Annotated in this window: 9 protein-coding genes, 5 pseudogenes and 1 riboswitch; of the genes and pseudogenes, 12 read left to right on the top strand and 2 right to left on the bottom strand. The window is 67.0% G+C overall.

Annotated elements, in window-relative coordinates; translation table 11 throughout:
* Positions 1-55: 55 nt before the first annotated feature.
* The 12 genes and pseudogenes from ABFB10_RS21660 to bluB all read left to right on the top strand — a co-directional run bounded on the left by ABFB10_RS21660 (position 56) and on the right by bluB (position 8,968).
* Entirely contained in the window at positions 56-2,563 is a 2,508-nt protein-coding gene (locus ABFB10_RS21660) for an ABC transporter permease subunit (protein ID WP_347168304.1), read from the top strand.
* Positions 2,556-3,278: an ABC transporter ATP-binding protein gene (locus tag ABFB10_RS21655; RefSeq protein ID WP_347168303.1), complete on the top strand. Its 723-nt coding sequence runs from the start codon at positions 2,556-2,558 to the stop codon at positions 3,276-3,278. Before ABFB10_RS21660 ends, ABFB10_RS21655 begins: the two co-directional genes overlap by 8 nt.
* A gap of 12 nt (positions 3,279-3,290) precedes the next feature.
* Positions 3,291-3,674: pseudogene (locus ABFB10_RS24400) on the top strand (aldehyde dehydrogenase family protein); the annotation flags it as partial.
* A gap of 37 nt (positions 3,675-3,711) precedes the next feature.
* Positions 3,712-3,990: pseudogene (locus ABFB10_RS24395) on the top strand (aldehyde dehydrogenase family protein); the annotation flags it as partial.
* 79 nt (positions 3,991-4,069) lie between these two features.
* Positions 4,070-4,279, top strand: a complete 210-nt coding sequence (locus tag ABFB10_RS24390; RefSeq protein WP_430523063.1) for an aldehyde dehydrogenase family protein — start codon at positions 4,070-4,072, stop codon at positions 4,277-4,279.
* Positions 4,280-4,281: 2 nt separating this feature from the next.
* Complete coding sequence (locus tag ABFB10_RS24385; protein ID WP_430523062.1) at positions 4,282-4,743, top strand: aldehyde dehydrogenase family protein; 462 nt, start codon at positions 4,282-4,284, stop codon at positions 4,741-4,743.
* A 92-nt stretch (positions 4,744-4,835) separates the two neighbouring features.
* Positions 4,836-5,231: pseudogene (locus tag ABFB10_RS21645) on the top strand (type 2 periplasmic-binding domain-containing protein); the annotation flags it as partial.
* 109 nt (positions 5,232-5,340) lie between these two features.
* A pseudogene (locus ABFB10_RS21640) lies at positions 5,341-5,508 on the top strand (C4-dicarboxylate ABC transporter substrate-binding protein); the annotation flags it as partial.
* Between the two features lie 148 nt (positions 5,509-5,656).
* Positions 5,657-5,818 (top strand): hypothetical protein, encoded by a 162-nt coding sequence (locus ABFB10_RS21635; protein ID WP_347168302.1) that lies wholly within the window; start codon positions 5,657-5,659, stop codon positions 5,816-5,818.
* Positions 5,818-6,324: a TRAP transporter small permease gene (locus ABFB10_RS21630; RefSeq protein WP_347168301.1), complete on the top strand. Its 507-nt coding sequence runs from the start codon at positions 5,818-5,820 to the stop codon at positions 6,322-6,324. Before ABFB10_RS21635 ends, ABFB10_RS21630 begins: the two co-directional genes overlap by 1 nt.
* Positions 6,321-7,679 carry a TRAP transporter large permease gene (locus tag ABFB10_RS21625; RefSeq protein ID WP_347168300.1) on the top strand — a complete coding sequence of 453 codons (1,359 nt, stop codon included), beginning with the start codon at positions 6,321-6,323 and terminating at the stop codon, positions 7,677-7,679. Before ABFB10_RS21630 ends, ABFB10_RS21625 begins: the two co-directional genes overlap by 4 nt.
* A 373-nt stretch (positions 7,680-8,052) precedes the next feature.
* A riboswitch (cobalamin riboswitch) is annotated at positions 8,053-8,233 on the top strand.
* Between the two features lie 41 nt (positions 8,234-8,274).
* Positions 8,275-8,968: pseudogene (gene bluB / locus ABFB10_RS21620) on the top strand (5,6-dimethylbenzimidazole synthase).
* 193 nt (positions 8,969-9,161) lie between these two features.
* Here the strand turns inward: bluB and ABFB10_RS21615 are convergent.
* Together ABFB10_RS21615 and mdeB are read right to left on the bottom strand one after the other, a co-directional pair.
* The gene (locus ABFB10_RS21615; RefSeq protein WP_347168299.1) at positions 9,162-10,484 is read right to left on the bottom strand and encodes a 2-oxo acid dehydrogenase subunit E2; all 1,323 of its coding nucleotides are present in this window, start codon (positions 10,482-10,484) and stop codon (positions 9,162-9,164) included.
* Positions 10,481-13,156 carry an alpha-ketoglutarate dehydrogenase gene (mdeB, locus tag ABFB10_RS21610; protein WP_347168298.1) on the bottom strand — a complete coding sequence of 892 codons (2,676 nt, stop codon included), beginning with the start codon at positions 13,154-13,156 and terminating at the stop codon, positions 10,481-10,483. The genes ABFB10_RS21615 and mdeB overlap by 4 nt, the downstream gene beginning before the upstream one ends.
* Positions 13,157-13,172 lie beyond the last annotated feature (16 nt).

The raw sequence follows: 13,172 nt of genomic DNA, 5'->3' as shown, positions 1-13,172 counted from the left end.
TGGCCCGCACCCTACCCCGGTGCGGGCCGCACCTGAAACGCCTCAAGGGTTTCCGATGCTTACGACCACCCTCATTCTCGGCCTCGTGCTGGGCGGCACCTACGCGCTGCTTGCCCCGGGGCTGACCCTGCAATACGGCATCGCCCGGATCATGAACCTGGCCTATGGCGAGCTGACGCTGGTCGCGGCCTTCGTGGTCGTCTTCCTGTTTCTCGGGATGGGTCTGTCGCCGTTGCTCGCGCTTCCGCTGGTGGCGGCGGGCGGCTACGGGGCAGGGTGGCTGCTGTACCAAGTGATGATGCGCCCGCTGGTGGCGCGGTCGGGCGGCGGCGGGCGGCTCGAGGTCGACAGCATCCTTGCCACCTTCGGCCTGCTGTTCCTGATACAGGGCGTGCTGCTGCTGGTCTTCGGTGCGAATTTCACCTCGATCTCCTACCTCGACCGGGGGGTTTCCGTGCTGGGCGTCTCGGTGGCACTGAACCGGCTGATCGCCTTCGGCATCTGCGTCGCCGTCGGGGCCGCGCTGGTGGTGGCGCTCAGGACCACCCGCTGGGGGCTGATCATGCGCGCCGTCGCGCTGACGCCGGGATCGGCGCCGCTGGTCGGCATCGACGTGAACCGCGTGGCACGGCAGGGCTTCGCGCTGGGGGCGGCGCTGGCGGCGGTCGCGGGGGCGTCGATCTCGATGTACCAGACGTTTTCCGCCACCGCCGGGGTCGTCTTCACCATGAAGGCGCTGGTGATCGTCATCATGGGCGGCGTCGGCAATGTGCGGGGTGCGCTGGTCGCGGGCTTCGGCCTGGGCCTGATCGAGACCTTCGTGGCGACCGCCATCGACCCGGGCCTGACGCTGGCTGCGACCTACGGCATCTTCCTGCTTGTGCTGCTGTGGCGTCCGCAGGGCCTGTTCGGAGCGCCCGGTACGATGATGCGACTTGTCCTGCCCCTCATCGGCCTGGTGCTGCTGGCAATCCTGCCGCATGTCGTCTCTGACTACGGGTTGGGCCTGCTGATCGGGGCCGCCACCTATGTCACGCTGGCCTCGGCCTGGGCGCTGTTCTCGGGCCATACCCACTATATCTCGCTGGCCACCGTCGCCTTCTACGGCACCGGCGCCTATACCGTGGCGGTGCTGAGCGAGGTGCTGCCCTATCCGGTCGTCCTGCTTTGCGCCGCCCTGATCGGCGGGGCGCTTGCGCTGGTCGTCGGCCTGTCCACGCTGCGGCTTCGGGGCGTCTACTTCGTGATCTTCAGCTTCGGCCTGGCCGAACTCATCCGCCAGCTGATCACCTGGTACGAGGTCAATGTCACCGGGACCCTCGGGCGCTACATCTTCCTCGAGATCAGCACGCAACAGATCTACTGGCAGATGCTGGCGCTTGGCGCCGTCACCATCGCGCTGACCGCCTGGATCATGCGCTCGCGGCTGGGCCTCGCCCTGCGTGTCATCGGCGACGACGAGACGGTGGCCGCCCATTCCGGCATCAACCTGGCGCGGGTCAAGCTGCTGGCCTTCGTCGCCTCGTCGGTCATCCTGACGCTGGCCGGGGCGATCACCTCGCCGCGCTATGTCTACGTAGAGCCCGCGATCGTCTTCAACCCGGCGGTCAGCTTCCTGACGGTCATCATGGCCCTGCTGGGCGGGGCGAACCGGCTCTGGGGGCCGGCACTCGGCGCGGTGCCGCTGTTCCTGGTCTTCGAGTTCCTGTCCGCGAACTTCCCCGACAGCTACCCGATCTTCCTCGGGGCTGCTCTTCATCGGCGTCGTCTTCGTCGTGCCCAACGGCCTCATCGCGGCGGGCGAGCGGCTGGTGCGCCACAAGGGGACACGGGCATGAGCTTCCTGGACATCAACCGCGCGGTGAAGCAGTTCGGCGGCCTTCGGGCGGTGGACGAGGTCTCGTTCTCGCTGAAACGCGGCGAGATCGTCGGACTGCTGGGGCCGAACGGCTCGGGCAAGACGACGCTGATCAACCTTGTATCGGGCGCTTTGCCGACCACCTCCGGCGAGATCCGGCTGGACGGGCAACGGCTGACCGGGCTGTCCCGCGACCGCATCGCCCGGGCCGGCGTGGCGCGGACCTTCCAGCTGGTGCGGACCCTGCCGTCGCTCAGCCTGATGGAAAACGTGATGATCACCGCGGTCTTCGGCCGCAGGGCCCACTGGGGCGCCGAGGCCCGCCGCGTCGCGGAAGAGGCCTTGCAGACGGTGGGCCTCGCCGGGCGGGCCGGTGCGGTGGCAGGCGATCTGACCTACATCGACCAGAAGCGGCTGGAACTGGCCCGCGCGCTGGCGGCCGAGCCCGAGATCCTGTTGCTGGACGAATGGCTGGCCGGTCTCAACCCGACCGAACTGGCCGAGGGCGTCGCCCTGATCCGCCGCCTGCACGAGGGCGGGCTGACCATCCTGATGGTCGAGCACATCATCGATGCGGTCCGGGCGCTGTGCCCGCGCGTGGTGGTGATGAACTCCGGCAGGCTGATCGCGGACGAGGCAACCGAAACCGCGCTGTCCGATCCCGCGGTGATCGCCGCCTACCTGGGAGGAGAGGTCGATGCTTGAGGTCAGGGATCTGACCATCGCCTACGGCAAGCACGTCGCGCTGGACGGCGCCTCGCTGACGGTCGAACAGGGTCGCATGGTCGCCATCCTCGGCGCGAACGGGGCGGGCAAGTCCTCCCTGCTGGGCGCCATCGGCGGGCGGGTGCGGCCAAGGTCGGGTGACATACTCTACCGTGGCCGCTCTGTGCTGTCGCTGCCCGCGCACCGGCTTGTCGACGAGGGCATCGCGCTGGTGCCCGAGGGGCGGGGCATCTTTCCCGCGCTTTCGGTTGCAGAGAACCTGGCGCTTGGCGCGATCCCGGCGCGCGCCCGGGCCACCGCCCCGGACCGCTTGGCCGAGGTGCTGACGCTCTTTCCCAAACTGGCCGAGCGCCGCAACCAGATCGCGGGCACCATGTCCGGGGGAGAGCAGCAGATGGTCGCCATCGGTCGCGCGCTGATGTCGAACCCCGACCTGCTGCTGCTGGACGAGCCCTCGCTGGGCCTTGCCCCCATCGTCACGAAAGAGGTCTTTGCCGCGCTGTCGCGCATTCGGGCCACCGGGCTCACGATCCTCATCGTCGAACAGAACGCCCGCGCCACGCTGGAACTGGCCGATTTCGCCTATCTCGTGGAGGTCGGTCGGATATCCGGCTCCGGCCCTGCCCAACAGATCAAGTCCGATCCCGCCGTCATCCGCGCCTTCCTGGGTGGCGCGCTGGCCGAGGCCCGCTGACAGGAGAATCCGATGGAAAAGCTCAATCTCTACATTGACGGCGCATATGTTCCCGCCGAGGGCGGGCGCAGCTTTACCCGCGCGAACCCGGTGACAGGCGAGGTGGTGACCGAGGCCGCAGCCGCTTCGCTGACGGATGCGGCCCGGGCGGTCGACGCCGCCGCCGCCGCCTTTGCCACGTGGTCGGTGACAAGCCCGGGCGAACGCCGCAAGAAACTGCTGGCTGCGGCGCAGAACCTGACCGCGCGCGCCGATGAGATCGTGCAGGCGATGAAGGACGAGATCGGCGCCACCGAGGCCTGGGCCCGGTTCAACTGCATGCTGGCCGCCGACATGCTGGTCGAGGCCGCGTCGCTGACGACCCAGATCAAGGGCGAGGTGATCCCCTCGAACCGCCCGGGCTCCACCGCCATGGCGGTCCGTCAGCCGGCGGGTGTCGTGCTGGCGATGGCGCCGCTGGAACGCGCCTGTCATCCTCGGCGTGCGGTCCATCGCGACGCCGCTTGCCTGCGGCAACACCGTGGTCATGAAGACCTCGGAACTTTGCCCCCGCGTGCACGCGCTGATCATCGAGGCGGTGGCCGAGGCCGGTCTGCCCGCCGGCGTTCTCAACGCCATTTCCAACGATCCCGACGACGCGGCGGATATCGTCGCGGCGCTGATCGAACATCCGGCGATCCGGCGGGTGAACTTCACCGGCTCCACCCGCGTGGGCCGGGTGATCGGCGAGCTGGCCGGGCGGAACCTGAAGCCCGCTCTCCTCGGAGCTGGGCGGCAAGGCGCCGCTGATCGTGCTGGAGGACGCCGATATCGACGCCGCCGTGGCGGCCGCCGGTTTCGGCGCCTACATGAACGAGGGTCAGATCTGCATGTCGACCGAACGGATCATCACCGTCGGTGACGCGGGGGACCGCTTCGTCGAAGCCTTCCGCGCCAAGGTCGAAAGCCTCACGGTACCGGCGATCCGCGCCAGGGCGACACGCCCCTGGGCTCTCTGGTGAACATGGCCGCCGCGGAGCGGATCGAGAACCTCGTCACCGACGCGCTGGACAAGGGCGCCACACTGATCGCGGGCGGCGGGCGCGGCACCATGCTGAACGCGGCAGCGCTGGACCATGTCACCGGCGACATGCGCATCTATACCGAGGAAACCTTCGGCCCGGTGGTCGCCATCATCCGGGCAGGCTCGGTCGATGAGGCGGTGCGCATCGCCAATGAAAGCGAATTCGGCCTGTCCGCCGCCGTCTTCGGGCGCGACACGATGGCCGCGCTGGCGGTCGCCAAGCGCATCGAAAGCGGCATCTGCCACGTCAACGGCCCGACGGTCCACGACGAGGCGCAGATGCCGTTCGGCGGGGTCAAATCCTCGGGCTATGGCCGCTTCGGCGGCGTCTGGGGTGTGCAGGAATTCACCGAGCTGCGCTGGATCACCCTGCAGGACGGCGATCTGCACTATCCAATCTGATCGGCAACCAAGGAAGGATCGACCGATGATTAAGAAACTGGGACTGGCCGTTCTGGCCACGGCAGCGATGGGCCTGGGCACGGCACCGGCCTTTGCGCAGGAGCACGTCTTCAAGCTGCACCATTTCCTGGGCGCCAAGGCTCCGGCGCAGACGAAGATGCTCGAACCACTGGGCCCGCGCGGTCGAGGAGAACTCGGGCGGCAAGGTCAAGATCGAGATCTACCCCTCGATGACGCTGGGTGGGCGTCCGCCCGAACTGATCAACCAGGTGCGCGACGGCGTGGTCGACCTGGTCTGGACCGTCAACGGATATACGCCGGGGCTTTTCCCGCGCACCGAGGTGGTCGAGCTGCCGAACGTGTACAAGAACGACCCGGTGGCCACGAACCTCGCGCTGTTCGACATGTATGAGGAACATCTCTCCGAGGAATACCGCGGTGTCGAACCGATGTTCCTGCACGTCCACGCGGGGCAGGCGATCCATACGGTCGACAAGGAGGTGCGCAACCCCGAGGACATGGCCGGCCTGAAGTTGCGCATTCCCACGCGCACCGGCGCACTGGGTGATCGAGGCGCTTGGCGCCTCGCCGGTGTCCATGCCGGTGCCGGACCTGCCGCAGTCGCTGTCCAAGAAGGTCGTCGACGGCGCCTTCATCCCGTGGGAGATCATTCCCGCGCTCAAGATCCAGGACCAGACGGACTACCAGATCGAGGGCCACGACAAGACCCGCTTCGGCACCACGACCTTCCAGGTGTCGATGAACCAGAACCGCTGGAACAGCCTGCCCGAGGACGTGCAGAAGGCATTCCGCGATGCGTCGAACCGCGAATGGGCGGTACGAGGTGGGCCGGATCTGGCGCGCCATCGACGAGCACGGGATCGGGGTGGCGACCGAGGCGGGCAACACCCATGTGACCCTGACCGAGGAAGAAACCGCCGCGTTCCAGCAGGCGCTCGAGCCGGTGGTGCAGCGCTGGGTCGACGACATGTCGGGCAAGGGCGTCGACGGCGAAGCCCTGGTCCAGACCGCGCGTGACCTGATCGAACAGAATACCGAAGGCGCGGGGAACTGATGTTCAGATCCGAAACCGTGGGCCGCAGCGGATTTTCCGCTGCGGTCGCGCGTCTGGCCACGATCTGGGCGTTGCTGGGCGGCCTCGTGCTGCTGGCGGTCGTGGCAATCAATGTCTTCACGGTCCTGGGCGGCATCGTCGGCCGGCCTTTTTCCGGTGATTTCGAGCTGACCGAAATCGGGATCGCGATCGCCGTTTTCGCCTTCCTGCCCTATTGCCAGCTGACCGACGCCAACGTCACGGCCGACATCTTCACCGCCCGCGCACCGACCCGGGTGCTGGCCGCCTTGCGGGCGCTGGCCTCGCTTCTGGCCTTCGGCTTCGCGGCGCTGCTGGTCTGGCGGATGTCGCTGGGCATGATCGATCAGAAGACCTACGGCTATGTCACCGCCATCCTGCAGGTGCCGATCTGGTGGGGCTTCATGCCCATCCTGGTCTCGCTGGCGCTGCTGGTGGCGACCGCGCTGGTCACGCTGGTCGAAGCCGGCAGGGAGGTGCGCGCATGACCGATCCGATCACGCTGGGCATCCTGGCGCTGGTGATCCTGATCGTCCTGATCGCCATCCGCATTCCCATTGCCTATTCCATGATCCTCGTCGGCGGCGCCGGTATCGCGCTGCTGAACGGTCCCGCCCTGCTGTTGAGCCAGCTCAAGACGCTGGGCTACGGCCAGTTCTCGATCTACGACCTGTCGGTCGTGCCGATGTTCATCCTGATGGGAGAACTGGCGACCGGCGCGGGCCTGAGCCAGGCGCTGTTCCGGGGCGCGAACGCCTGGCTGGGCTGGATGCGCGGCGGCACCGCAATGGCCGCCATCGCCGGCTGCGCCGGGTTCGGGTCGGTCTGCGGATCGTCGCTGGCCACCGCCTCGACCATGGGGAAGGTCGCGCTGCCCGAACTGAAGCGCTACAACTATTCCGGCGCCCTGGCGACCGGATCGCTGGCGGCGGGCGGCGTGCTGGGCATCCTGATCCCGCCCTCGGTCGTGCTTATCGTCTACGCGGTCATCGTAGAGGCGAACATCGTCACCATGTTCGCGGCGGCCCTGCTGCCGGGCATTCTGGCGGTGATCCTCTTTATCCTGACCATCGCCCTTTACGTCACCATCCGCCCCGAGGCGGGCCCGCCGGGCGGCGCCTCGACCCGCTCCGAATTCCTGCGCGCCACGCTGGGCCTGCTGCCGGTGATGGTGATCTTCGGGCTGGTGCTGGGCGGTATCTACGCGGGCTTTTTCAATCCCACCCCGGCGGCTGCGGTCGGCGTGTTCCTCGTGTGGCTCTACGGCGCGGCCAAGGGACGACTGGGCCTCGGAGCGACCGTCGCGGCGCTCAAGGCGACCGCGCGCACATCCGGCATGATCTACCTGATCCTGCTGGGCGCGGAGCTGATGAAGATCTTCATGTCGCGCATCGGCCTGCCGCAGCAGGCAGCCACCTGGATCGCCGAAAGCGGCATGGCGCCGATGATGGTCTTGATCTTGCTCTTGCTCGCGCTGATCCTGCTGGGCTGTCTGATGGACAGCCTGTCGATGATCCTGCTGGTCATTCCCTTCTTCTGGCCGATGCTGCTGGAGATCAACGGCGGCCTCTACCAGGGGGCAGAGGGATCGGGCTTTGGCATGAGCACCGAGGAGCTGAAAGTCTGGTTCGGGATCCTTGCCCTGATCGTGGTCGAGTTGGGGCTGATCACGCCGCCCGTGGGGATGAACGTCTTCATCATCTCGGCGCTGGCCAAGGACACGCCGATGATCGAGACCTTCAAGGGTGTGGCGCCTTTCTTCGCGGTAGAACTGCTGCGCGTGGGGCTGTTGCTGGCCTTTCCGGCGCTGACCCTCTGGCTGCCACGGCTTCTGGGAGGATAGCGATGGCCCGAAACCACGGTTGACCGCCGATGGTGCGATCTTTCCCCGGCAGAAGGCGCTTGGGGCGGATCGTGCCCTTGCCGCAGCCCGGCTGTCTGGCAGGGTCCCTGCGCGCGGCACCCGGCGCGCCCCGCAGCGCCCTGGCGGCCCTGCCTTGCGACGGTGGAAGAGGGCAGCGGCATGATCGAAAATCCCGTGGCCCGGGGGGGAGTGCCCCCCGGGCCACGGGTCTTTATCGCGGTGGCGCATCTGCGAGGGCCAGCGCGATACCATTGGCCGGGCTCAGGCCGCGCCCGAAGTCTGCAAGGCCGCCGCCGGGCGGGCCACAGGGCTTTCGAGGGTGAAATTCTGTTTGCGAGCCGCATGTGCCCGCGGGATAAGGGCGGCATCAGGTGCCCTCTTTGGGGGAGAATCGGGAAGCCGGTGCAAGTCCGGCGCGGGCCCGCCGCTGTAACGGGGATCGTCAGGCAACGGCCACTGGGCGGCAAGGCCCGGGAAGGCGCCATGGCGAGAGGATCCGGAGCCAGAAGACCGGCCTGATGTCATTGCGTTTCGGGGTGGAGCCCGCGGCGCTTTGAACTGTGCGAGGTCCAAGATGCCCCCCGAACTATCCGCCGAACCCGTGGTTCCGCAGCCCGCCCGCCACTTCGACGACCGGGAACGTCAGGCGCTCTACGATATCATCGACGCGCGCCGCGACGTGCGGAACGAGTTCCGCCCCGACCCCATCGACCCGGCAGCCCTCCGGCGCATTCTTGCAGCGGCGCATGCGGCGCCCTCGGTCGGCTTCATGCAGCCACTGGGATTTCCTTCTGATCCGTGACCCGGACCTTCGCGCCGATGTCCACGCGGCCTTCCTGCGCGCCAATGCCGAGGCGCAAGAGATGTTCGACGGCGACCGCAAGGCCCTGTACCGGTCGCTGAAGCTGGAAGGCATCCTGACCGCTCCGCTGAATATCTGCGTGACCTGCGACCGGACCCGGGGCGGAAAGGTGGTTCTGGGCCGAACCCACAATGCCGACATGGATCTCTATTCGACGGTCTGTGCCGTTCAGAACCTCTGGCTGGCCGCCCGCGCGGAAGGGGTGGGCATCGGCTGGGTCTCGATCTTTCGACCAGACGACCTTCGCGGCCTGCTTGGCATCCCGGACCACGTTGAAATCGTGGCCTATCTCTGCGCGGGATACGTCGACGCGCTTTATCCGAAGCCAGAGCTTGAAGCCCGGGGCTGGCGCAAGAGGCTGGCGCTTGACAGCGTGATCCACGATGACCGCTGGCCCGCACCCTAGCCGCATCCCGGCGTCGACAGATGGCGCGGGGCAGGGCCGATTTGCGCCTGTTCCATTGAACGGCGCCGCCTGATGATCGTGCGGACCCGTGGCCCGGATTGGCGCCGCCTGCGCCGATCCGCCCCGGGCCTGCCGCTTGGCGGGGCAGGGGCGGCGCCAAGCCGGGCTGGCGCCGCACCCGCCCGGTCAGCGATCACACGGACAGTCTGCGAAGGTCGCCCATGACCTCGGAGACGTGGCGCAGGAAACGCGCTGCCGCGACCCCGTCCACGACCCGGTGATCCCAGCTTAGGCTCAATGGCTGGATCAAACGCGGCTGGAAGGCAGAGCCGTTCCAGACCGGCTGGGTTTCGGCGCGGGTCATCCCCAGGATGGCCACTTCCGGCGCGTTGATGATGGGCGTGAATCCCGTGCCACCGACCCCGCCCAGCGAGGAAATCGTGAAGGTCGCCCCCTGCATGTCGTCGCGTTTCAGCCTGCCCTGCCGCGCGCTGGCAGCAAGAGAGGCCATTTCCGCGGCAATCTCGCGCAGGCCCTTTCGGTCGGCTTCCTTGATGACCGGCACGACAAGACCATCGGGGGTGTCCGCCGCGACGCCGATGTTCCAATAGTGCTTGAGCACGATGTCGTCGCCGTCGAGCGACGCGTTGAAGCGCGGATGGGCCTTCAATGCACAGACCGTGGCCTTGACCGCAAAGGCCAGCATGGTGATCCGCGCATCCTCTGGGCCGGCTTCGGTGTTGAGCCGTTTGCGGAAGTCCTCAAGATCGCTGACGTCGGCCTTGTCGAAGTTGCAGACATGCGGGATCAGCATCGCGTTGCGGGTCAGGCTTGGCCCGGAAATCCGCGCGATGCGGGGCAGGGGCATGCGTTCGATCGGGCCGAACACGGCGAAATCCGGATTTGGCCAGTCGGGCAGATCCGGCAGGGCGGTCCCCTGTCCGGCCTTGGATGGCGGTGTGGTCAGGCGTGTCTTGACGAAGGCCTCGACATCGTCGCGGGTGATGCGGTTCTTCCGCCCCGTGGCGGGCACCTCGTCGATGGCCACACCCAGTGTTCGCGCCAGCTTGCGGACGGACGGCGAGGCATGTGAGGGCTTGCCGCCCTTGTCTGTGCCCGGCGCCGGGAGTGCCGACACCGGCATCGGCACCGGGACCGACGGGGGCAGGAGTGCCGGATGCGACACCGCGCCGGGTTCCGCAGGGCCACTGTCCGGCGCGGCGCGTGCTGTTTCCGCCGCTTGCGGCGCCACCGGGGGCGCGGGCTCTGGCGCGGCGGCAATTTCCATCAACAGGACAAGGCTGCCCTTGCTGACCCGGTCGCCCTCGGCGACCTTCAACTCGGCGATTGTGCCGATACGCGGGCTGGGCACGTCCAGCGTCGCCTTGTCGGACTCGAGAACGACAAGCGTGTCATCCACGCAGACCGTATCGCCAACGGCGACCGGGATCTCGATGATCGGGACATCGTTGAAATCGCCTATGTCCGGGACATGGATTTCGACCGTGGTGTTCATCTGGCCGCCCTCACATCCGCCAGGGCGCATCGGCGAGCCGGGTCGATGCCCAGGTCACCGATGGCCTGCGCCAGCACCGATGCCCCGATCTCGCCCCTGCGCACCAATGCCTCGATTGCAGCCAGGGCGACGTGCTGGCGATCCACCTCGAAGAAACGGCGCAGCGCGGCGCGGTTGGCAGAGCGACCGAAGCCATCGGTGCCGAGAATGGTCATCCGGGTGTCGAGATAGGGGGCGATCTGGGCCGGAACCGCGCGGACATAGTCGCTGGCCGCGATGACCGGTGCGTCGCCGCCAATCATGCGTTCCACATGCGAAACCGCCCGATTGCCAAGCCGACCCTGCCGTTCGGCTTCGGCTGCATCGCGGGCCAGCTCGCTGAAGGAGGTGACCGAGTAGAGATCGCTGGCGATGCCGAAGCCCTGCAGGATCTCTGCGGCGGCAATGACCTCGCGCAGGATCGTGCCAGAGCCCAGCAGCCGCACCCGCGGCCCATCGCGGTCATGGCCCCCAAGCCGGTACATGCCCTTGATGATATCGCCTTCGACCCCCTGCGGCATGCTGGGCTGGGCATAGTTCTCATTCATGACGGTGATGTAGAAGAACTCGTCGCGTTTCTCGTCCAGCATGCGCGTCATGCCGTGGTCCATGATCACCGCCAGTTCATAGGCATAGCAGGGGTCGTAGGCGCGGCAGTTGGGGATCGCGGCGGCGGCAAGGTGGCTGGAACCGTCCTGGTGCTGAAGCCCTTCACCCGACAGCGTGGTGCGCCCGGCGGTTGCCCCCAGCAGAAAGCCACGCGCGCGCTGATCGACCGCCGCCCAGATCAGGTCGCCAACCCGCTGGAAGCCGAACATCGAATAGTAGATGTAGATCGGCAGCAATTCGGTGCCATGCGTGGAATAGGCCGTTGCCGCCGCGGTCCAAGAGCTGAGGGCGCCCGCCTCGGTGATGCCTTCCTCCAGAAGCTGGCCATCGGCTGTTTCCTTGTAGAACAGCATCGAATCCGCGTCTTCGGGCTCATATTTCTGGCCGTTGGGCGCATAGATGCCCACCTGCCGGAACAGGTTGTCCATGCCGAAGGTGCGCGCCTCGTCAGCGACGATCGGCACAAGGCGCGGGCCGAAGGCCTTGTCGCGCAACAGCCCGCTCATCATGCGGACCGCCGCCATCGTGGTCGACATTTCCTTGCCGTCGGCCTGGGTCGCGAATTTCGCGAAGCCGGCCAGGGCGGGGCGGGGCGGGGCAGGGGAATCCGCGTGACCGGGCCGGCGCGGCAGATACCCGCCAAGCGTCCTGCGGCGATCCTTGAGATAGGTCACTTCGGGGCTGTTGTCGCCGGGGTGGAAGAATTCCAGCGCCTCCACCGACTTGTCCGTCAGGGGCAGGTCGAAACGGTCGCGGAAGGCCTTGAGCGCCTCGATGTCCAGCTTCTTGGCCTGATGGGCGATCATTCGCGATTCACCGGCGCCGCCCATGCCATAGCCCTTCTTGGTCTTGGTCAGGATGACGGTCGGGCGCCCCTTGTGCGCCTTGGCAGAGGCAAAGGCGGCGTGCAGTTTCTTGAGATCGTGGCCGCCGCGCTTCAGGCGGTGAATCTCGTCATCTGACATATGCGCCACCAGTTCCGCCGTTGCCGGATCCGCATCGAAGAACCTGGCCCGATTGTAGTCGCCATCGCGCGAGCCGAGAGTCTGATACTCGCCGTCCACGGTTTCGGCAAAGCGGCGCAGCAGGACGCTTTCGCTGTCACGGGCAAAGAGGTTGTCCCACTCCGAGCCCCAGAGCACCTTGATCACATTCCATCCGGCACCGACGAAAAGCGACTCAAGCTCCTGGATGATCTGGCCGTTGCCACGCACCGGCCCGTCAAGCCGCTGCAGGTTGCAGTTGACCACAAAGGTAAGGTTGTCCAGCTCTTCGCGTGCCGCGAGGGTCAGCGCGCCGATGGATTCCGGCTCGTCCATCTCGCCATCGCCAAACACACCCCAGACATGGCGTCCCTGCGTATCGGCAAGGCCCCGGGCCTGAAGATAGCGCATGAACCGCGCCTGATAGATCGCCGACATCGGCCCGATGCCCATCGACCCCGTCGGCATCTGCCAGAATTCATCCATCAGCCAGGGATGCGGGTAGGAACACAGGCCCTTGCCGGGCACTTCCTGCCGGTAGTTGGCGATGTCGCTTTCCGACAACCGGCCCTCCAGGAAGGCGCGGGCGTAGATGCCCGGGGCCGAATGCGGCTGGAAATAGACAAGATCGCCGCCGAAATCCTCGGTCTTTGCCCGGAAGAAATGGTTGAAGCCGACCTCGAAGATCTCGGCCGCCGAGGCATAAGAGGCGATGTGTCCGCCCAGTTCGCCATAGGCCTTGTTGGCGCGGACCACCATCGCCAGAGCGTTCCAGCGCATCGTCGCGATGATCCGCTCCTCAAGCTGCAGATCCCCGGGATAGGCCGGTTGCTGCGACAGCGGGATCGTATTGCGGTAGGCCGAATAAGGCAGCCCGGACGTGGTGACGCCCAGACGGCGGGCATGGTCCTGAACCCGGTTCAGCACGAATTGCGCGCGTTCCGGGCCATCGGCCAGCGCCATGGATTCCAGCGAGTCCAGCCAGTCCTTCGTTTCTGCCGGATCGGGATCCTGGCGGGGTATTGCGTCATGTCTGGACATGGGGTCCTCCGTGTTT

This window comes from Ponticoccus litoralis, from assembly GCF_039769985.1.
Lineage (GTDB): Bacteria > Pseudomonadota > Alphaproteobacteria > Rhodobacterales > Rhodobacteraceae > Ponticoccus > Ponticoccus litoralis.
This window is presented reverse-complemented; position numbering and strand designations above follow the sequence as displayed.